Source organism: Streptomyces sp. NPDC028722, assembly GCF_040637655.1.
Lineage (GTDB): Bacteria > Actinomycetota > Actinomycetes > Streptomycetales > Streptomycetaceae > Streptomyces.
The window spans coordinates 281,199-300,924 of sequence record NZ_JBEZWU010000001.1; the positions used below are offsets into that span (position 1 = coordinate 281,199).

Annotated in this window: 20 protein-coding genes; 10 read left to right on the forward strand and 10 right to left on the reverse strand. The window is 72.2% G+C overall.

What is annotated here, in order from left to right:
- Nucleotides 1-2 precede the first annotated feature (2 nt).
- Complete coding sequence (locus tag AB0F03_RS01230) at nt 3-1,478, reverse strand: regulator (protein ID WP_361985032.1); 1,476 nt, start codon at nt 1,476-1,478, stop codon at nt 3-5.
- A 239-nt stretch (nt 1,479-1,717) separates the two neighbouring features.
- Here AB0F03_RS01230 and lipB point away from each other — a divergent pair, with 239 nt between their 5' ends.
- From lipB to AB0F03_RS01250, 4 genes are all read left to right on the forward strand, one after another.
- Complete coding sequence (gene lipB, locus AB0F03_RS01235; RefSeq protein ID WP_361985035.1) at nt 1,718-2,515, forward strand: lipoyl(octanoyl) transferase LipB; 798 nt, start codon at nt 1,718-1,720, stop codon at nt 2,513-2,515.
- A gap of 97 nt (nt 2,516-2,612) precedes the next feature.
- The gene (gene lipA, locus AB0F03_RS01240) at nt 2,613-3,578 is read left to right on the forward strand and encodes a lipoyl synthase (RefSeq protein ID WP_361985038.1); all 966 of its coding nucleotides are present in this window, start codon (nt 2,613-2,615) and stop codon (nt 3,576-3,578) included.
- A 251-nt stretch (nt 3,579-3,829) separates the two neighbouring features.
- Nucleotides 3,830-4,027, forward strand: a complete 198-nt coding sequence (locus AB0F03_RS01245) for a hypothetical protein (RefSeq protein WP_356825203.1) — start codon at nt 3,830-3,832, stop codon at nt 4,025-4,027.
- A 77-nt stretch (nt 4,028-4,104) separates the two neighbouring features.
- A complete protein-coding gene (locus AB0F03_RS01250; protein ID WP_356825205.1) occupies nt 4,105-4,806 on the forward strand; it encodes a DUF4191 domain-containing protein in 702 nt (233 codons plus the stop codon).
- Between the two features lie 106 nt (nt 4,807-4,912).
- Here the strand turns inward: AB0F03_RS01250 and AB0F03_RS01255 are convergent, their stop codons facing one another.
- Nucleotides 4,913-6,106 (reverse strand): ferritin-like protein, encoded by a 1,194-nt coding sequence (locus AB0F03_RS01255; protein WP_361985042.1) that lies wholly within the window; start codon nt 6,104-6,106, stop codon nt 4,913-4,915.
- 192 nt (nt 6,107-6,298) lie between these two features.
- Between AB0F03_RS01255 and AB0F03_RS01260 the strand changes: the two genes are divergently transcribed.
- Entirely contained in the window at nt 6,299-7,381 is a 1,083-nt protein-coding gene (locus AB0F03_RS01260; RefSeq protein ID WP_361985045.1) for a right-handed parallel beta-helix repeat-containing protein, read from the forward strand.
- Between the two features lie 43 nt (nt 7,382-7,424).
- Nucleotides 7,425-8,489 carry a methyltransferase gene (locus AB0F03_RS01265; RefSeq protein ID WP_361985048.1) on the forward strand — a complete coding sequence of 355 codons (1,065 nt, stop codon included), beginning with the start codon at nt 7,425-7,427 and terminating at the stop codon, nt 8,487-8,489.
- A 76-nt stretch (nt 8,490-8,565) separates the two neighbouring features.
- Here the strand turns inward: AB0F03_RS01265 and AB0F03_RS01270 are convergent, their stop codons facing one another.
- The 7 genes from AB0F03_RS01270 to AB0F03_RS01300 are packed head-to-tail and all read right to left on the reverse strand — an operon-like array spanning nt 8,566 to nt 13,802.
- The gene (locus AB0F03_RS01270) at nt 8,566-8,898 is read right to left on the reverse strand and encodes a TcmI family type II polyketide cyclase (RefSeq protein ID WP_121789139.1); all 333 of its coding nucleotides are present in this window, start codon (nt 8,896-8,898) and stop codon (nt 8,566-8,568) included.
- Between the two features lie 21 nt (nt 8,899-8,919).
- Complete coding sequence (locus tag AB0F03_RS01275) at nt 8,920-9,399, reverse strand: SRPBCC family protein (RefSeq protein WP_361985051.1); 480 nt, start codon at nt 9,397-9,399, stop codon at nt 8,920-8,922.
- 1 nt (nt 9,400) lies between these two features.
- The gene (locus tag AB0F03_RS01280; RefSeq protein ID WP_361985054.1) at nt 9,401-9,658 is read right to left on the reverse strand and encodes an acyl carrier protein; all 258 of its coding nucleotides are present in this window, start codon (nt 9,656-9,658) and stop codon (nt 9,401-9,403) included.
- A gap of 54 nt (nt 9,659-9,712) precedes the next feature.
- The gene (locus tag AB0F03_RS01285) at nt 9,713-10,957 is read right to left on the reverse strand and encodes a ketosynthase chain-length factor (RefSeq protein ID WP_361985057.1); all 1,245 of its coding nucleotides are present in this window, start codon (nt 10,955-10,957) and stop codon (nt 9,713-9,715) included.
- Nucleotides 10,954-12,222 carry a beta-ketoacyl-[acyl-carrier-protein] synthase family protein gene (locus AB0F03_RS01290; protein ID WP_361985060.1) on the reverse strand — a complete coding sequence of 423 codons (1,269 nt, stop codon included), beginning with the start codon at nt 12,220-12,222 and terminating at the stop codon, nt 10,954-10,956. Before AB0F03_RS01290 ends, AB0F03_RS01285 begins: the two co-directional genes overlap by 4 nt.
- Nucleotides 12,219-12,683, reverse strand: coding sequence for a cupin domain-containing protein (locus tag AB0F03_RS01295; RefSeq protein WP_361985063.1), 465 nt, complete (start codon nt 12,681-12,683; stop codon nt 12,219-12,221). Before AB0F03_RS01295 ends, AB0F03_RS01290 begins: the two co-directional genes overlap by 4 nt.
- Nucleotides 12,684-12,716: 33 nt before the next feature.
- Nucleotides 12,717-13,802, reverse strand: a complete 1,086-nt coding sequence (locus AB0F03_RS01300; protein ID WP_361985066.1) for a SchA/CurD-like domain-containing protein — start codon at nt 13,800-13,802, stop codon at nt 12,717-12,719.
- 201 nt (nt 13,803-14,003) lie between these two features.
- On the opposite strand from AB0F03_RS01300, the gene AB0F03_RS01305 reads away from it, so the two are divergent.
- On the forward strand, nt 14,004-15,650 hold the full coding sequence (locus AB0F03_RS01305) for an FAD-dependent monooxygenase (RefSeq protein ID WP_361985069.1): 1,647 nt from the start codon (nt 14,004-14,006) through the stop codon (nt 15,648-15,650).
- 512 nt (nt 15,651-16,162) lie between these two features.
- Here AB0F03_RS01305 and AB0F03_RS01310 read toward each other — a convergent pair.
- On the reverse strand, nt 16,163-16,630 hold the full coding sequence (locus AB0F03_RS01310; RefSeq protein ID WP_361985071.1) for an RDD family protein: 468 nt from the start codon (nt 16,628-16,630) through the stop codon (nt 16,163-16,165).
- Between the two features lie 209 nt (nt 16,631-16,839).
- Between AB0F03_RS01310 and glnA the strand changes: the two genes are divergently transcribed.
- The 3 genes from glnA (at nt 16,840) to htpX (ending at nt 19,725) form a co-directional block, all read left to right on the forward strand.
- The gene (gene glnA / locus AB0F03_RS01315) at nt 16,840-18,249 is read left to right on the forward strand and encodes a type I glutamate--ammonia ligase (RefSeq protein ID WP_361985074.1); all 1,410 of its coding nucleotides are present in this window, start codon (nt 16,840-16,842) and stop codon (nt 18,247-18,249) included.
- A 179-nt stretch (nt 18,250-18,428) separates the two neighbouring features.
- Entirely contained in the window at nt 18,429-18,683 is a 255-nt protein-coding gene (locus AB0F03_RS01320; protein ID WP_361985077.1) for a hypothetical protein, read from the forward strand.
- A 121-nt stretch (nt 18,684-18,804) separates the two neighbouring features.
- On the forward strand, nt 18,805-19,725 hold the full coding sequence (gene htpX / locus AB0F03_RS01325) for a zinc metalloprotease HtpX (protein ID WP_361985080.1): 921 nt from the start codon (nt 18,805-18,807) through the stop codon (nt 19,723-19,725).
- The last annotated feature ends 1 nt before the right edge of the window (nt 19,726 follow it).

Here is a 19,726-nt window from a genome sequence, read left to right on the forward strand (position 1 = left end):
GTTCAGGCCAGGGCCGCCACCTTCTCCCGGTAGGTGCGGACCGGAAGCGCGTCCCGGTAGGGCTCCAGCCGGCGTTCGAAGTCCCGCACGTACTCGACCGCGCGGGCGGAGCGCATCTCGGCCGCCTGGCCGGCGGCCTCGGCCCCGAGCGCGCAGGCCTGGTCCAGTTCGCCGAGGGCGAGGCGGGCGGTGGCCAGGACGACCCGGCAGAACAGGCGGCTGCGGGCGTACGCGGGGGCGCGCAGCTGGAGCGAGCGCTCGGCGTGCTGGGCGGCGGCCCGGAACTGCTGGAGATCGCGGTGGCAGTGCCCGAACTCGTCGGCGAGCTGCGCCTCGTCGAAGAACGCGGCCCAGTGCGGCACGTCGTCCCCGGCTCGTGCCGCGTCCAGGGCGCGCTCGGCCCGCACGAGCGCCGCGGTGCACGCCCGCACCTCGCCCAGGACGCCGTGCGCCCGCGCCTCGGCGGCGTGCAGCAGCGCCTGCACGACCGGCGGGGCGCCCGTGCCGACCCCCTGCTGGGCGACCCGCGCCAGCTGCACGGCCTCCCTGCCGTGGCTGAGGTAGACGGCCTGGCGGCTCATGGTGACCAGGACGAAGGAGCCGTACGCCCGGTCGCCGGCCGCCTGCGCGAGCCGCAGGGCCTGCACGAAGTACCGCTGGGCCAGCCCGTGCGCGGCGATGTCGTACGACGTCCAGCCCGCGAGCCGGGTCAGGTCGGCGGCGGCGCCGAACAGCCGGCGGCCGGTCTGCTCGTCGTAGCTGCCGCGGAGCATCGGCTCGCACTCGTGCTCCAGATAGCGCACCAGTGCCTGCCGGGCGTGGCCGCCGCCGAACCGGTCGTCGAGGGTGCGGAACAGCTCGCCGACCGAGCGGAGCGCGGAGATGTCGCCGCCGGTGACCCGGTGGCCGGGGCCGTGTCCGCCGGTCCCGCCCGGCCGCGACGGCACCGGCACCCCCGGACGGGGCTGCGGCTGGGGCCTGGCCGCGCCAGGGCGGCCCTGGGCGGGCACCCGGGGTGCCGGGTCCCGGGCCACCCGGTCGTCGGGCTTGCCGATCAGCCAGTCCCGGCTGGGCACGACCAGCCCGGCCGGGGTGAAGGCGATCTTGCGCAGCTCGGCGTGGCTGCCGGAGTCCTTGCGCCACAGCCCGCTGACGATGTCGACGGCCTCCTCGGGGCCGGCCGCGTACTCCAGCCCGGCGTAGACCGGCGCGCACGCGTCCAGGCCGAGGTCCTGGGCGCTGAGCCGGCGTCCGAGCCGCCGGGTGAACACCTCGGCGATGAGGGCGGGCGTCGTGCCGCGCGGCTGCTGTCCGCGCAGCCAGCGGGTGACCGAGGTCTTGTCGTATCTGAGGTCCAGCCCGTGCTCCAGGCCGAGCTGGTCGACCCGACGAGCCAGACCCGCGTTGGAGAACCCCGCCTCTGCGATGAGCGCGGCGAGCTGGCGGTTGGGGGTGCGCTGCGCGGGTCGGTCCGTCATCTGCGGTGCGGTCTCCTGCCTTCCGGGCCTCTGAAGTGCCCGGATTGCTTTTGAGCAGCCCATATGGCCTCACGAACGGCGCGAATGTAGCGGAGAGTGAACGGACGCTCGCACCTTTCGCCGGGCATTCATCCGATCGTGTGAGGAACGCCCGCAGGGCTGACGTACTCCGGTCGGACGTACAGTGACGTGGGCGCTTGACGCGCCTGACACACCGGTCGCTGAGGGAGGCGCTTGCCGTGAGTGAGTTGCGGTTCGTCCGTATGGGGTTCGGTGCGGATGCCGTCGAGTACCAGGAGGCCTGGGACGAGCAGCGCCGGGTGCACGCCGCCCGGTTCGCCGACGAGGTCCCGGACACCGTGCTCCTCCTGGAACACCCCCCGGTGTACACCGCGGGCCGCCGCACACAGGACAACGAGCGCCCGCTGGACGGCACCCCGGTCATCGACGTGGACCGCGGCGGCAAGATCACCTGGCACGGACCGGGCCAGCTGGTGGGGTACCCGATCCAGAAGCTGCCCCGCCCGGTGGACGTCGTCGCGCACGTGCGGCGCCTGGAGGAGGCCCTCATCCGCACCTGCGCCGACTTCGGCCTGGAGACCACCCGGGTGGAGGGCCGCAGCGGCGTGTGGGTGCTCGGCGACCCGGTCGAGCGGCGCCCCGCCCTCGGCGGCCTCTCCCTCGACTTCGACCCGCGGCTGACCGACGAGGAGTTCGACCCCCGCCTCGACGGCCCGGAGTACGCCCCCTCCAACGCCGGCCAGCGGCGCGAGGACCGCAAGATCGCCGCGATCGGCATCCGTGTCGCCAAGGGCGTCACGATGCACGGCTTCTCCTTCAACGTGAACCCGGACAACGTCTGGTTCGACCGGATCATCCCGTGCGGCATCCGCGACGCGGGCGTCACCTCGCTCGCGGCCGAGCTGGGCCGGGACGTCACGGTCGAGGAGGTCCTGCCGGCGGTCGAGAAGCACCTGAGGGACATCCTGGAGAACGCGGACCTCAAGCCGCGGGACATCGAGAGGACACCCGCGTAGCGGCGGCCCGCCCCCGAGAACGGCGCCCGCACCGGGCCATGAAATCAACGGGCGTACCCTGGGGAACGCCGAAGAATCAATCGCTAGGGAGCCGGTCGTGTCCGCAGTCGCACCCGACGGACGCAAGATGCTGCGCCTGGAGGTCCGCAACAGCCAGACCCCCATCGAGCGCAAGCCCGAGTGGATCAAGACCCGGGCGAAAATGGGCCCCGAGTACACGAAGATGCAGAGCCTCGTGAAGAGCGAGGGCCTGCACACGGTCTGCCAGGAAGCCGGCTGCCCGAACATCTACGAGTGCTGGGAGGACCGCGAGGCGACCTTCCTCATCGGCGGCGACCAGTGCACCCGGCGCTGCGACTTCTGCCAGATCGACACCGGCAGGCCCGAGGCGCTGGACCGGGACGAGCCGCGCCGCGTCGGCGAGTCCGTGGTCACCATGGACCTGAACTACGCCACCATCACCGGCGTCGCCCGCGACGACCTGGCGGACGGCGGCGCCTGGCTGTACGCCGAGACCGTGCGCCAGATCCACCTCCAGACGGCGGACCGGGAGGGCGGCCGGACCAAGGTCGAGCTGCTGGCGCCCGACTTCAACGCGGTCCCCGAGCAGCTCGCGGAGGTCTTCTCCGCCCGGCCCGAGGTCTTCGCGCACAACGTCGAGACGGTCCCGCGGATCTTCAAGCGGATCCGCCCCGGCTTCCGCTACGAGCGCTCCCTGAAGGTCATCACCGAGGCCCGCGACGTCGGCCTGGTCACCAAGTCCAACCTGATCCTCGGCATGGGCGAGACCCGTGAGGAGGTCAGCGAGGCGCTGAAGCAGCTGCACGAGGCGGGCTGCGAGCTGATCACCATCACCCAGTACCTGCGTCCGTCCGTGCGCCACCACCCGGTGGAGCGCTGGGTCAAGCCGCACGAGTTCGTGGAGCTGAAGGAGGAGGCCGAGCAGATCGGCTTCTCCGGTGTGATGTCCGGCCCGCTGGTGCGGTCCTCCTACCGCGCCGGCCGCCTCTACCGGATGGCCGTGGAGAAGCGCGGCTCCTACAGCGCGGCCCAGGCCGTCTGACGGGCCGTCCGCCAGGCCGTCCGACGGCCGTGTGAAGTCACGCACAAGCACTACCGGCCGGTATTGGCCGAACCGACGCGGTCCTGACCGTCCTCGCTGATGAGGGCGTACGTCAGGGCCGCGTCGGCGTTCACGGGGCGACGCATTCGGGTTCATGGGCGTTTGACCGGTCGGACACGCCCTGGTAACACCAAACAGTGACTCTGGTATCACGCCCCGTACACCATCCGCTTCCAGGGGGGACCCCGCCCATGCAGGCCGCGCCGGTACACGCCACCGCGATCCCGTCCTTCACCGACGCCCTTCGGGCCGTCGAGTCGCTGCTGATGAGCGGCGGTCAGCGCACCGCCCGCCGCAACGCCTGGACCTCCGTCCTGGAGGACCGCCGCCGCGCCAAGGACCGGGTCGAGGCGCAGCGGTTCCTGGAGCAGGCCGCCACCCGCTCCTGACGCCCGCGCCGGTCCCGTGCGGCCCCCGCCGGGCACTGCCGTCGTCCGCGCTCCCGGGGGCACGTAGACTTCGTGGCATGGCGAGGAAGGAACCCGCGGCGGACGCCGCGAATGCCGGGCGACTGAAGCAGATCGCCCTCACGTACAAGATGACCCGCAAGGCCGACAAGACGATCGGCCTGGTGCTCGCGGCCGTCGGCATCGGCACGCTCGGTGTCTTCCTCGCGATCGGCTTCCTGATCGGCCACCCGGTCTACCTGGGTGTCTTCGGTCTGCTGATCGCCCTGCTGGCGACGGCCGTCGTGTTCGGCCGCCGTGCCGAGCGGGCCGCCTTCGGTCAGATGGAGGGCCAGCCGGGCGCCGCCGCGGCCGTGCTGGACAACGTCGGCCGCGGCTGGACGACCACTCCGGCGGTGGCGATGAACCGCAGCCAGGACGTGGTGCACCGGGCGGTCGGCAAGGCCGGCATCGTGCTGGTCGCCGAGGGCAACCCGAACCGGGTGAAGAGCCTGCTGGCCGCCGAGAAGAAGAAGATGAACCGCATCGTCGCGGACGTCCCGGTGCACGACCTGATCGTCGGCACCGGCGAGGGCCAGGTCGAGCTGAAGAAGCTCCGCACGACCATGCTGAAGCTGCCGCGCGTGCTCACCGGCCCCCAGGTCACGGCCACCAACGACCGGCTGCGTGCCCTGGGCGACCTGATGAGCAACATGCCGCTGCCCAAGGGCCCGATGCCGAAGGGCATGAAGCTGCCCAAGGGCGGACCGCGGGGGCGCTGAGCACTCCGCCGCACCACCGCGGACCGCCACCGGCGGTCCGCACGACAGTCAGGCCCCGCACGCCCCCGGCGTTGTCGGGGCCGACGTCGTCCCGGGCCGGCGTCGTCTAGGGCAGGCGGAACTGGGGGCCGTAGTTGCCCGGGGCGTCCGGGATCGTGATCTCCATCAGCTCCACGGCGGGCTCCTCCATCGCGCGCATGGCGTGGACGGCCGCGCCCATGGCGCTCGCACCGCCGCCGGACCAGGCCGCGTCGAGCTTGTCCAGCACGGTGGCGTACGTGCGGTCGAACCGGTCCAGGAGCTGCCGGACCCGCTGCGGCGGATGCGGCCAGCCGCCGGCCGGGACCCGCGCCATGGGGCGGGCGTCGGGGAAGGGCACCGGCGCGCCGGTGAAGTGCCAGCCGTGGTCGGTGCGGCGCAACTGCCGGCCGTGGTAGATCTCGGCGAAGGCGTAGTAGTGCGCCGGATGATCGTCCTGGACGGAGTCGGCCGGGGAACTCGCGGTCCCCTCGCCCTGCTCCTTGACGATCGCGATGCTGCGCTCGACGTCGTCGAGGGAGCGGACCGGCTCCAGCTCGTCGGAGCCGATGCGGCTGGACAGCTGTCCGCGCGCCGACAGCTCCGGTGCCGCCTCGCGGAACGCCTTCAGCAGGTCGCCGTAGAAGTCGCCGATGCTGGGCGAGCGGTCCGCCGCCCGGGCGAGCGGTGTGTCGGGGGCCTCGATCGCCATCATCACGTCGTGCACGAAGGACCGGGTGAGCCCGGACAGGTACACCTTCAGCCCGCTGCGGACACCGCCGGGCAGCGGTCCGGGGTAGGTGGGCGCCGACTCCCTGATCCGGGGTCGGCCGCCCACGGCCACGAGCAGGTTGCAGACCGCGCCCAGGTGGTACATCTCGTCGCCGATGACGCGCCGGATCAGCCGGGCGGCCTCTCCCCGGCGGTCCCCGACGGACCACCAGGCGCACAGGTAGGGCGGGAGCGTGGCGAGTTCCAGGGCCACGGCCGCCTCCAGGGCCTGCCTGAGCCAGCCGACCCCGCGGTCCGCCTCCGGGACGGCGAGCAGTCCCGCCACGGACCGGCAGCCGGGCCCGCCGGGCGGCCCGCACTCCGGCAGCGCGCCGGCCTGCCCAGGCCCCCCGGCCGGATCGGGCACCCCGGCCGGATCGGGATCGGCCGCCCGTACCGGATCCGCGGCCGGGACCTGGGCGGCGGCCACCAGGGCCGCCGATGCCAGGAAGCTGCGGCGCCGGAAGGGGCCGGCTGCCGAACCGTGCGCGTCTTCCGTGGTACCGGTCACCGTTGCCTCCGCTCGCGGCCATGCCCCCGTACCGCCCCGGAACGCCCGGGGCCCTCGGACCGCTCGCGAAGCTAGCAGCCCGCACGGCCGTTCCCCCGGCGCCCGGGCGGGGCGCTCCCCCGTCTCCGGGGGACACGCCGCCGAACGGAGCATCACCAGGTAATCGGGTCATGTGCTCCTAGCCTTCGGAATGTGAAAAAACACCACATCTCGTACCTCGCGTGCACCACGGTCCTCCTCGGTACGTTCGCCGGCACCACCCCGGCGTCGGCCGCCCACCGGACCCTCGTGGTGCACCCGGGTGAGTCGATCCAGAAGGCGGTGAACGCCGCCCGGTCCGGTGACACCGTGCTCGTGCGCGCCGGCACCTACCGCGAGAGCGTCACGGTGCGGACACCGGGACTGACCCTGCGCGGCGCGGGTCAGCGCACGGTGATCCGGCCGGCCGCGAAGGCCTCCGCCACTGCCTCCAAGAAGGCCTCCGCCAGCTGCCGGGGGTACGGCAACGGCATCTGTGTCGTCGGCGGGAAGAACAAGGCCCTGCGGGACGTCACCGTCGCCGACCTGAAGGTGGCCGGCTTCTCCAAGACCGGGCTGTGGGCCATGGGCACCGACCGCCTGACCGTGCGCGGGGTGACCGCCGACGACAACGGGCAGTGGGGCATCGCCCAGGAGCACTCCACCCGCGGCGTCTTCCGGGAGGACACCGCCCGGGGCAACGGCGACGCGGGCCTGTTCCTCGCCAACAACGTGAAGGCCGAGCAGGGCGCCACCGACAGCAAGGGCACGCGGGTCGAGGACAACCACCTCGAGGACAACCGCATCGGCATCACCGTCCGCCGGCTGCGCAACCTCACCGTCGCCGGCAATTACCTCACCGCCAACTGCGCCGGCGTGTTCGTCGTCGGCGACGAGAACAAGCCGCGGGCGGGCGCCCTGACCGTGAGCGACAACCGCCTGGAGCGGAACAACAAGTACTGCCCCAAGACCGCCCGGCTGCCCTACCTGAAGGGCTCCGGCATCGTACTGACCGGCACCGAGAAGGCACTGGTGACGAGGAACACCGTGCTCGGCCACTCGGGCAGGTCCCCGCTGTCGGGCGGCATCGTCCTGTTCAAGAGCTTCGTGGGCGCCCCGAGCGAACGGAACCGGATCACCGGCAACCACCTGGAGAACAACGCCCCGGCGGACCTGGTGAACCAGGAGGCCGCCAAGCGCAAGAACGCCTTCGACGCCAACTCCTGCCGGGCCTCCAAGCCCGCGGGACTGTGCTGACCGGACGGCCGGACCTCACCCACACAAGGAAGGAAGGCGGCACATGACCGCACCATCCCCCGAGCTGTCGGCACCGGCCGGCCAGGGGGCGACCCCTCCCCCTCCGCCGTCGATGCGGCTGAGAGAGCTCGTGTTCGGGGCGGCCTGTGCCGCCGCCGTCCGCGCCGCCGCCCGGCTGGGCGTCGCCGACGTACTCGGCGACGCACCCCTGACCGTGGAGCACCTCGCGGCGGCCGTGCGGGCCGAGCCCAAGCCGCTGCGCCGGCTGCTGCGCGCCCTGTCCTGCTACGGCGTCTTCACCGAGCGGCCGGACGGGACGTTCGCCCACACCGACATGTCCCGGCTGCTGCGCGAGGACGACCCGAACAGCCTGCGCTACATCTCCCTGTGGTGCACCGAGCCGTGGACCTGGGACGCCTGGCCGAGGCTGGACGAGGCGGTCCGCTCCGGCCGCAACGTCGTCGAGGACCTCTACGGCAAGGAGTTCTTCGTCTACCTGAACGAGGACGCCCCCGAGTCGGCGGACGTCTTCAACCGGGCGATGACCACCTCCAGCGAGCAGTCGGCGCGCGATGTCGCCGCGCTGCTGGACCTGTCCGGCGCCTCGTCCGTCGCGGACCTCGGCGGCGGGCAGGGCCACGTGGTGGCGAGCCTGCTGGACAAGTACCCGGCGATGCGGGGCTACCTGCTCGACCTGCCCCGGGTGGTGGAGAACGCCGTGCCGCGGCTGCGCGAGGGCGGCGACCTCTCCGGCCGGGCGCGCATCGTGCCCGGCGACGTCCGGGTGTCCGTCCCGGTCGAGGCCGACGTCTACATCATCAAGAACATCCTGGAGTGGGACGACGAGTCCACGACCAGGCTGTTGCGCAACGTGCTGGAGGCGGGCGGTCCCGGCACCCGGGTCGTGGTCATCGAGAACCTCGTCGACGACACCCCGTCGATGCGGTTCAGCACCGCCATGGACCTGCTGCTGCTGCTCAACGTCGGCGGGGCCAAGCACACCACCGCCAGCATGGTCGCGCGGCTGGAGGGCGCGGGCCTGGCCGTCGGTGACATCCGGCCGGTCAACCCCTATCTGCACGCGTTCGACTGCACGGTCTCCGCGTGAGCGGACGCCCGCGCGCAACACCGGTGCGGGGCCCGCGTCGTGACGCGGGCCCCGCACCGATGGCCGGACGGGGGTCTCACGCTCCGGCGTCGCGCTCCCAGAGGTAGAAGCGCTGCGCCATCGCGTCCTTCGGGGACCGCCAGGTCTCCGGGTCGTACGCGCTGACGTACGCCGAGAGGCGCTCGCTGACCTCGACGAAGTCGGGGTGCGAGGTGACCTTGGCGATGGCCGGTCCCGGCTCCCGCTCGGACTCGACGAGGTGCATGTACACATCGCCGAACTGGAAGAGGCTGCGCCGGACGACGCCGACGAGGTGCGGCAGCTCTCCCCGGTCGGACTCCGCGAACACCTTGGCGATGTCGGAGGCGGAACCCGGGGCCATGCGGGCGACGATCAGGGCCTGGTGCACGGTCTTCTCCTGTCCTGCGGCTCAGTCGGCCAGGGCCGGGGCGGGCCGGTGGCCGGCGGCCGCCTTCTCGATCCGGTCCCGGATCAGGGCCAGCTGGACCTTGGAGTTCTTGTTGATGTTGTCGGTCATCCAGGCGTCGTCGACGGGCGCGTCGGGCTTCATCGCGAAGTCCTGCGTCCAGATCATCCGGGTGCCTTCCGGGACCTCCTCGTACTCCCAGCGGATGTCCATGTGGGCGAAGGGGCCGGTCTCGATGCGGCGGGCCGTGACGCTCAGCCGGTCACGGTCGGTCTCCCGTTCCGAGACCCAGCTCCACACCGTGCCGTTCTCGTCGGGGTGCATGGTGAGACGGAAGGTGACCTTGTTCCCCTCCTGGGAGAGGATGTCGGCCCGGGCGTACTCGCTGAACAGCTGCGGCCAGTTCGCGACGTCGTTGGTCATGTCCCAGACCAGGTCGACGGGTGCCGCGATGGTGATCTCGTTCTGGGTGTGTCCGGTCATGTCAGGCTCCCGCGGGCAGTGCGCTGTTGACGAGGTCGAGGAACTGGCGGGGCGTCCTGGAACGCTCCGCGTCGGTGGGCATCGGGGCCCCGTGCCGGTTCTCCAGCTCGCCGACGATGCCGAGCAGGCCGAGCGAGTCGACGCCGAGGGCGTCGAAGCCGGAGTCGTACATCTGCTGGAGCTCCTCCGCGGAGACGGTGACTCCGGCGGCCTTCTTCATGAGTTCGGACAGCTCTTCCACGGTGATGCGGTCACTCATGGCGATTCCTTCTCCTTTGCTGCTGGTGTGCTGCTGGAAGGGCGGAGGCGCGGCTCATCCGTCGGCGCCGTGGCGGACGACGAGTGCCGAGTTCGACCCCATGAGGCCCCGGCTGAGGACCAGCGCCGTACGCAACTCGGCGGGCCGGGCGCGGCCGGTCACGAGGTCGAGGTCGTAGCAGGCGGCGACGACACCCGGGGTGGGCGGGATCAGGCCGTGCTCCAGTGCCAGCACGGCCGCCGCGGTGTCCAGCACCGGTGCCGCGCAGTAGCCGCGGCCGGTCCCGGTCTTGGGCGCCGTGACGGGCACGCGCCGGCCGTGCGCCCCGAGGACGTCGGCGACGGCCAGCGCCTCGGCACGGTCGGCCTCCGGTACCCCGAGGGCGTCGGCGAAGACGACGTCGACCTCCTCCGGGGCGCAGTCCGCGTCGGCCAGGGCGCCGCGGATCGCCTGGGCGAGCCCCTCGCGGGACTCCGCCCAGCGGGAGGCGCCGGTGAAGGTCGCCGCGTGTCCCGCGAGGCGGGCGCGGATGTCCGCGCCGCGTTCCCGGGCCGCCGTCTCCGCCTCCACCACGAGCATCGCGCCGCCCTCGGCCGGCACGAACCCGCAGGCGTCCTCGGTGAACGGCCGGTAGGCGCGGGACGGGTCGGCGACGGTGCTCAGCTCCTCGTAACCGAGCTGGCACACCACCGAGTACGGCGCCAGCGGCGCCTCGGTGGAACCGGCCACGATGACGTCGGTGCCGCGCCGTACCGCCCGTGCCGCGTGCGCCAGGGCGTCCAGACCGCCGGCCTCGTCGGAGGCGACGACCGAGCAGGGGCCCTTGAACTTGCGGCGGATGGAGATCTGGCCGGTGCTGGCGGCGTAGAACCAGGCGATGGACTGGTAGGGGCCGACGAACCGGCTGCCCTTGCTCCACAGCCGCTGGAGTTCGCGCTGGCCGAACGCGCCGCCGCCGGAACCGGCCGCCGTCACCACGCCGATGGAGTAGGGCGCCTCGGCGGCGTCGGCCTGCCCGAGCCGTGCGTCGTCCAGCGCGAAGTCGGCCGCGGCCATGGCGAAGTGCGTGAACCGGTCGGTCTGGACGAGGAAGCGCTCCTCGATCGTCGCCGCCGGGTCGAAGCCGCGGACCTCGCCGGCCACCTTCAGCGGAAGGTGCTCACAGCCCTCGCGGGTGACCGGGCCGAGGACGCTGAGTCCTTCCTGGGTGGCCTTCCAGAAGGTGTCGGTGCTGGTGCCGTTCGGCGCGACCACCCCGATGCCGGTGATGACCGCGCGCCGGTCGTGCGGTTCGCTCATGGTGTCCTCTCCCTCGTCCGGGTCAGGACCACGGCGGACTGGAAGCCGCCGAACCCGCTGCCCACGGACAGGACGCTGGAGAGCTTCCGTTCGCGGGCGACACGCGGGACGTAGTCCAGGTCGCACTCGGGGTCGGGGGTGTCGTAGTTGGCGGTCGGCGGTACGACCTGCTCGGCCAGGGCCAGCACACAGGCGACGACCTCGATCGCACCGATCGCGCCGAGGGAGTGGCCCACCATCGACTTGATGGAACTCATCGGGGTGTCGTAGGCGTGCGGGCCGAGCGCCCGCTTCACGGCCGCCGTCTCGTGGCGGTCGTTCTGCCGGGTGCCGGAGCCGTGCGCGTTGACGTAGTCGATCGCCGTCGGGTCCAGCCGGGCGTGGTCGAGGGCCAGTTCGATGGCTCGCGCCATCTCCAGGCCCTCGCTGGTCAGGCCGGTCATGTGGTAGGCGTTGCCGAAGGTGGCGTAGCCGCCCAGTTCGCAGTACACGTGGGCGCCGCGGGCCCTGGCGTGTTCCAGTTCCTCCAGGACGAGCACCGCGCCGCCCTCGCCCATGACGAAGCCGTCACGGTTGTTGTCGAAGGGCCGGGAGGCGTGGGCGGGGTCGTCGTTGTTGGAGGACGTGGCCTTGATCGCGTCGAAGCAGGCCATGGTGATCGGGGAGATCGGGGAGTCGGAGGCACCCGCTATGCAGATGTCCGCCCGGCCCTCCTCGACGCTGTGGAAGGCGTACCCGACCGCGTCCAGGCCGGAGGTGCAGCCGGTGGAGACGGTCTGCACCGGACCCTGGGCGCCGAACCGTTCCGCCACCGCGGAGGCGACCGTGCTGGGCGAGAACGCCCGGTGCAGGTACGGCTCCGCCTGCCGGTGGTCGACGTCCCAGTGCTCCCCGCGGTTGCTGACCAGGACGTAGTCGTGCTCCAGCCGGGTGGTGCCGCCGACCGCGGTGCCCAGGGACACCCCGACCCGCCACGGGTCCTCCCGGGCCAGGTCCAGGCCCGAGTCCCGGATCGCCTCCGCCCCGGCGACCAGCGCGAACTGGATGTACCGGTCCGCGCGTGCGGCCTGCTCCTCGTCCAGGCCGTGTGCCAGCGGGTCGAAGTCGCACTCCGCCGCGATGCGCGACCGCAGTCCCGAGGGGTCGAAGAAGGTGATGCCCCGCGTCGCGGTCCGGCCGTTGGCGAGCAGGTCCCAGAAAGCCGGTACGCCGATGCCGCCCGGGGCGACGATGCCTATGCCAGTGACCGCCACGCGCCGGGTCATGACCGGACCTGACCCCGGGCGGGGGCGGCACCGGCCGCAGCGGGCTCCGTGACCACCGCGGCGGCCCCGATGACCTCCGTCTCCTCCGTGTCGACGTGTCCCAGGTTGGGGCGAGGGGCCAGCGGGCCCAGGTGGAAGACCATCCGCGCCTCCACGTCGCCCACGTTGCGGAAGCGGTGGCGCATGTTGAGGGGGATCATCAGCCCCTGCTCCGGCCGGAGCGGGTGCGGCTCGCCGTCGAGGTCCACCTCCAGCTCCCCGCAGACGACGTACACGAACTCCTCGGAGTACGGGTGGTAGTGCTCACCGATGCGCTCGCCGGGCTGGATGAGGGCCACGCCCATGAATCCGCTGGTGGAGCCCACCGTGGCCGGGGTGAGCATGGCGCGCAGATCGCCGCCGCGCCGGGTGTTGTGCTCGACCTCGCTGAGGTCCACGATCTTCGGAAGGGGTTTGATCACGACGTTCCTCCGTGGGTGTGCTGCGCCTGACAGTCAGGCGACCGGCGAGCGGCGGTCGGTGATGAGTTCCATGCGGACGGCGTCGCCGTCCAGCAGGGCGTCCAGCGGGGCCTGCGCCGCGCGTCGCGGCAGGGCTGCGTCGGCGCCCGGGCCGGGGCGCACGTCGATCAGCCGGACGACGACGTCGTCGCGCTGGAAGATCGTGCTGCGCAGGACCGGGCTGCCCGGGTCCTCCGCCGCCTCCTCGTCCTGCCGGGCGAGCAGCTCGGCCAGCTGCATCCCGCTGCCCGGCCGGGCGGGGTAGTACAGCGCGTGCCGCTCGCCCTCGGGCAGTTCGTCCGCGCTGACGTGGTGGACGGCCGGCAGCGCCGCCCGGGTGAAGAACACCCGCGCGGACTCCTGGTCGTCGAGGTCCCGCGCCTGCTCCAGGTACGGGTTGATGGCCTCCTCGACGGCCCGGACCTCGGGCTGCCGGGCGACGTGGCGCAGGGCGGCGAGCAGGTCGCCGCGGACCTCGATGGCCCGCACGACCCGGTTGCCGTGCATGAACAGGGAGGTGCGCATCAGACGGGTGGTCTCGTCGACCCGCGCCTCGGGCGAGGCGTAGTCCGCGAGGATCTTCGCGACCTCCGGCTCGCTGCCCGGCTTCACCGTGAAGGTGAGCGCGTGCCGGATCACGCCGTCGCCGATCCGCGGGGACGTCTGGAGCCGGCGCTGGGCCGTGCTGGCCGCGGCGGCGTCGCCGCCCGTCTCGCGGACGACGTGGAAGCGCAGCGAGCGGGTGTCCCGCACGCAGCTGTGGAGCGGTTCCACCATCCGCACGTGCTCCTCGCTGTTCACCCAGGCGAGGAACGGCGGGGCGCTCTCCCACTCGCTGGTGATGAGCCACTGGGAGGGGTTCTCGATGGACTGGCACAGCTGGTCGCTGACGTGGCCGGGCACGGACGCGACCTGACTGCACAGTTGTTCGTAAGCCTCCAGGAACTGCTGCTGGGCGCCGTCGTGTACGTCCACCAGCAGGACGACCCGGAGGCGGGAGCCGTCGAACACGGACTGGGAGACCCGCTTCGACACGTGTCGCGTCAGCTGTTCCGAAACCTTTTCCGATGTGGTGGTCATACTGCGCACATCTCCTTCACGGGGGGCAGAGCCGAACGCCGGCCGCCGATGACGCGACGTCAGCGCTTTCTGATCCTGTGCCGGTCCCCCGATGCGCGCGACTCGCGTGAACCACGCGGGTGATTGCGCACGCGGAACCCCTCCCACCGGGCATGGACACTGCGACACCCCCCACACCCCACCCCTGTCTCAGGAGCCTCGATGCAGCAGAAAGCCGATCACCAGGTTCCCGTCCTCGTCGTGGGCGGCTCTCTGGTGGGCCTGTCCATGTCCCTGTTCCTGGGCCGTCTCGGCGTACGGCACATGCTCGTCGAGCGGCACTCCGGGACCTCGGTCCACCCGCGCGGACGCGGCAACAACGTGCGGACGATGGAGCTGTTCCGGGGGGCCGGCGTCGAGCCCGGCATCAAGGAGGCGGCCTCGCTCCTCGCGGACAACCACGGCATCCTCCAGACCCCGAGCCTGGTCGGTGACGCCGGCGAATGGCTGTTCAAGGAGATCGATCCGGGCGGCGGGCTCGCGAGATTCAGCCCCACGGGGTGGTGCCTGTGCAGCCAGAACGACCTGGAGCCGGTCCTCGTGAAGGGGGCCCGCGCGCTCGGCGGCGACCTGCGGTACTTCCACGAGCTGGAGTCGTTCGCGCAGGACCCCGAAGGAGTGACGGCGTACGTCCGGGACCGCGACAGCGACCGGATGTACACCGTCCGCGCGGACTACCTGGTCGCGGCCGACGGTCCGCGCAGCCCTGTCCGGGGCCGGCTCGGCATCGGGCAGGACGGCCCCGGCGACCTCTTCGCCAACGTGAGCGTCACCTTCCGCTCCAAGCTGCTCGCCGACATCGTCGGCGACCGGCGCTTCATCTGCTGCTACCTCACCGACCCGGGGGGCGACGGGGCGCTGCTGCCGGTCGACAACAAGGAGAACTGGGTCTTCCACGCCCCCTGGCACCCGGAGCACGGCGAGACGCTGGAGGAGTTCACCGAGGAGCGGCTCCAGCGGCACATCCGCCACGCGGTCGGCGCCCCGGACCTCGATGTCGAGATCACCGGAAAGGCGTCCTGGCGGGCCGCCGAACGGGTGGCCGAACGGTATGCCGCCGACCGGGTGTTCCTCGCGGGCGACTCCGCCCACGAGATGTCGCCGACCGGCGCGTTCGGCTCCAACACCGGCATCCAGGACGCCCACAACCTGGCCTGGAAGCTGGCCGCCGTGCTCGGCGGCTGGGCCGGACCCGGCCTGCTGGGGACGTACGACACCGAGCGCCGGCCGGTGGCCCTGGCGACCAGCGCCCGGGCCTCGGCCCGCTCGGTCGAGCACAGCCACCCCGGTTTCGCGCCCGCCCCCGGCATCGGCGGCGGCAAGCGCGGCGGCATCCTCAACGTGGTCCTCGGCTACCGCTACCCCGAGGGCGCCGTCGTGGGCGCCGACCCCGACCAGCCGGTCGTACCCGACGGGCTGCGGCTGACCGGAGAGCCGGGCAGCCGGGCCCCGCACCTGTGGCTGCGCCGCGCGGGCGAGCGGATCTCCACGCTCGACCTGTACGAGCGGTCACCGGTGCTGCTCTGCGACGCCGGGTCGGCCGCCGGCACCGGCTGGCACGCCGCCGCCCGCCGCGTCGCCGGCACGGACGGGGTGCCGCTGGAGGCGTACCGGATCGGTGCGGGCGCGGATGCCTGGCTGATGTACGACACGGAGGGTGACGACTGGGCGGCGGCCCACGGCGTCACGGCCGACGGGGCGGTGCTGGTACGGCCGGACGGATTCGTGGCCTGGCGCACGCCCGGCACCGTCCCGGATCAGGAGGCCGGGCTGCGGGAGGCACTGGCGGAGGTCCTGGACCGCGGCTGAGACGGGCCCGTACGCGGCGGACGTCACCCGCACGGAGGGTGCGGGCGGCGTCCGGCGAGGTGCGGGACGCGCCGTGCGGGGTACGGGCGGGGTCCGACAGGCGTGCTGCCCTCGGGGCACGGGCGGGGTCCGACAGGCGTGCTGTCCCCGGGGCACGGGGGGGTCCGACAGGCGTGCTGTCCCCGGGGCACGGGGGGGCCGACAGGCGTGCTGCCCTCGGGGTGAGGGCGGCGTCGGGGAAGTCGGTGGCAGCCGGGGTGCCGGTGGGGTCCGGGATGCGATGTCCGTGGGATCCGGGACGCTGGCGCCATCGACAGGCGTGCTGCCACCGGCGTACGGGCGGCCGCAGGCATCCGGGTGCCGTCCGGCAGAGGTGTCGCCCCTGGCGTAGGGACGGCGTCCGGGATGTCGGGGCCGGCCGGGGCGCCGGGCTCGGATGCCGGCCGGGGCGCCGGGCGTCGGATGCCGGATACCGGCCGGGGCGGACGTCAGCAGCCCGGCCGCGCCGGGCGTCAGATGCGGACCTCGACCGTCCTGGCGAGCCGGTCGTGCAGGCCGCGGCCGTCCCGGTCCCAGACCAGGGCGGGGATCGCGAGGCACAGCAGGACCGTGCGCAGCAGCGAGCGCCCCGGGCTGACGGTGCCGGTCTCCAGGGCCACGACCCGGATGCCGAACAGGCGCTTGCCCGGGGTGAAGCCGACCGTGCCGACGGTCAGGGCGCTCAGGACGAAGAAGACGCCGAGCGCCCAGTTGCTGGTGGCGGGGCCGTAGCCGTGGGTGATCAGGCCGTATGCGATCAGCACGCACAGCGCCCAGTCCACGACGAGGGCGCCGAGCCGCCGTCCGGGCCGTGCGATCGAGTTCGGCCCGTCCTCCGGGAGACCGAGCTGCTCGCCCCGGTATCCGAAGTCGGCGCCCGCGTCCTCCATGGCCGCGCGGGGGCCGGAGAGCCACGATCCGAGTGCCTGCCTGTTGTCCACCCGTCCACGGTACTGTGCCCGGTTCCGGGCACAGCACAGGGGTGTGGCCGGCGCTACGGTGGACAGGTGGCTGGTTAACTTCTGTGAAACAAACGAGTCACGCCCGAGAAATCACCCGTCCCTAGGGTCGAGACCAGCGTGTGCCACCGCACTGGCCGCACGAACGATCTACCAGCCCGGCGTCGACGGTCGGGAGTAGGAGGAGCTGGATGTTCCAGAACGCCGACGAGGCCAAGAAGTACATCGCGGACGAGGACGTCAAGTTCGTCGACGTCCGGTTCTGCGACCTGCCGGGCGTCATGCAGCACTTCACGTTGCCCGCCGAGGCGTTCGACCCCGACGCCGAGCAGGCGTTCGACGGGTCCTCGATCCGCGGTTTCCAGGCCATTCACGAGTCGGACATGGCCCTGCGGCCCGACCTGTCCACCGCGCGGGTCGACCCGTTCCGCCGGGACAAGACCCTCAACATCAACTTCTTCATCCACGACCCGATCACGGGCGAGCAGTACTCCCGTGACCCGCGCAACGTGGCGAAGAAGGCGGAGGCCTACCTCGCCTCGACCGGTATCGCGGACACCGCGTACTTCGGTCCCGAGGCCGAGTTCTACGTCTTCGACTCCGTGCGCTTCCGGACCGCCGAGAACGAGTCGTTCTACCACATCGACTCCGAGGCGGGTGCCTGGAACACCGGTGCGGTGGAGGACAACCGCGGGTACAAGGTCCGCTACAAGGGCGGTTACTTCCCGGTCCCGCCGGTCGACCACTTCGCCGACCTGCGCGCCGAGATCTCCCTGGAGCTGGAGCGGTCCGGCCTGAAGGTCGAGCGCCAGCACCACGAGGTGGGCACCGCCGGCCAGGCGGAGATCAACTACAAGTTCAACACGCTGCTCGCCGCCGCCGACGACCTCCAGCTCTTCAAGTACATCGTGAAGAACATCGCCTGGCGCAACGGCAAGACCGCGACCTTCATGCCGAAGCCGATCTTCGGTGACAACGGCTCGGGCATGCACGTGCACCAGTCGCTGTGGAGCAACGGCGACCCGCTGTTCTACGACGAGGCCGGTTACGCGGGCCTGTCGGACACCGCCCGCTACTACATCGGCGGCATCCTCAAGCACGCGCCGTCGCTGCTGGCCTTCACCAACCCGACGGTGAACTCCTACCACCGCCTGGTGCCGGGCTTCGAGGCGCCGATCAACCTGGTGTACTCGCAGCGCAACCGCTCGGCCGCGATGCGTATCCCGATCACCGGTTCCAACCCGAAGGCCAAGCGCGTCGAGTTCCGCGCCCCCGACTCCTCCGGCAACCCGTACCTGGCCTTCTCCGCGCTGCTGCTGGCCGGTCTGGACGGCATCAAGAACAAGATCGAGCCGGCCGAGCCGATCGACAAGGACCTCTACGAGCTGGCTCCCGAGGAGCACGCGAACGTGGCCCAGGTCCCGACCTCCCTCGGCGCGGTCCTGGACCGCCTGGAGGCCGACCACGAGTTCCTCCTCCAGGGCGACGTCTTCACGCCCGACCTGATCGAGACGTGGATCGACTTCAAGCGCACCAACGAGATCGCCCCGCTCCAGCTGCGCCCGCACCCGCACGAGTTCGAGCTGTACTTCGACGTGTGACAGTCGCCCCCGAGCGCTGACCAGGCCCCGCCCCTCTCCGCACGGAGAGCGGCGGGGTCTCGTCGTCGGGCCGGACGGCCCGATCCGCTCGCCCTGCGCAACCTTTCGCACTTCCCGGACTTCCTATTGTCGGGGGATCATTTCTCCAGGCTCTGGCGGACGAGAGAGGTTGAACGGGGATGTCGGAACAGGACGACTGGGAGCGCGAGTTCGATCACAGGTGGGCGAACTCGGCCGAACACAAGGAGCCCTCCGCGCGGGCCCGGATGCTCGCCGCCCGCTGGAAGGAGAACCCGCCGGACCCGGCGCCGTTCCGCGCCGACCCCGGACCGGTGCCGCGGCGCTCGTCGTGGGTGTCGACGGCCGTGGTGCTCGGCTGCGTGGCCGTGGTGATCGTGCTGCTGGGTTACGCGCAGATGCGCTCCTCCTACTGAGGCGGGCCGGCGCGGCGCCGCGGCCCCTTTGCCGCTCCCGGGGTCGTTCCGGACCGCTTCATGGGGACCGGCGGGTGCACACTGGATGCGGGACGAGTGCCTGACTGCGGGGTGGTGCAGCATGCAGAGCCGCTTTAGGACCGACCGGCGCCTGACCGTGCGCATGGGTCTGACGCTGTTCCTGCTCGGGCTGCTGTACGTGGGGTTCGTCGCCGCGCTGATCGTGCTGCTGCGGTCCTGGGTGCTGGTCGCCGTCCTGATCGGGGCGATGTTCGTCGCGCAGTTCTGGTTCTCCGACCGGATCGCCATGTTCGCGATGCGCGGGCGGGTCGTGGAACGCGAGGAGTATCCGGAGCTGCACGCGGTGGTGGACCGGCTGTGCGCGATGGCCGACCTGTCCAAGCCGGCGGTCGCCGTGTCCCGGATGGACATGCCGAACGCGTTCGCGACCGGGCGCAGTCCCGAGCACGCGGTGGTCTGCGTGACCACCGGGCTGCTGCGCCGGCTGGATCCCGGGGAGCTGGAGGGCGTGCTGGCGCACGAGCTGTCGCACGTGCGGCACAAGGACGTCGCCGTGATCACGATCGCGTCGTTCCTCGGGGTGCTCGCCGGTCTGGTCGTACGGTTCGCCCTCTACTCGCAGATCCTGGGCGGGGGCCGGCGGGACCAGAACACGGCCGCCGTGCTCGCCGCCGTACTGGGCGTCTCCCTGGCCGTGTACGCGCTCAGCTTCCTGCTGATCCGGGCGCTGTCCCGCTACCGGGAGCTGGCGGCCGACCGGGCGGCGGCCCTCCTCACCGGGCGGCCCTCGGCGCTGGCGTCGGCGCTCACCAAGGTCTCCGGGGAGATCGCCCGGATCCCGGCCGAGGACCTGCGCACGGTGCAGGCGTTCAACGCCTTCTACTTCACCCCGGCGACCGGCGGGAAGGCCGGTCTGGAGCGGTTCTTCTCCACCCACCCGGCCCTGGAGCAGCGGCTGGAGCAGCTCGGCCGGATCTCGGCGGAGCTGGGCGAGGCCGCCCGCCCGGGCGGGGCGGAGTGAG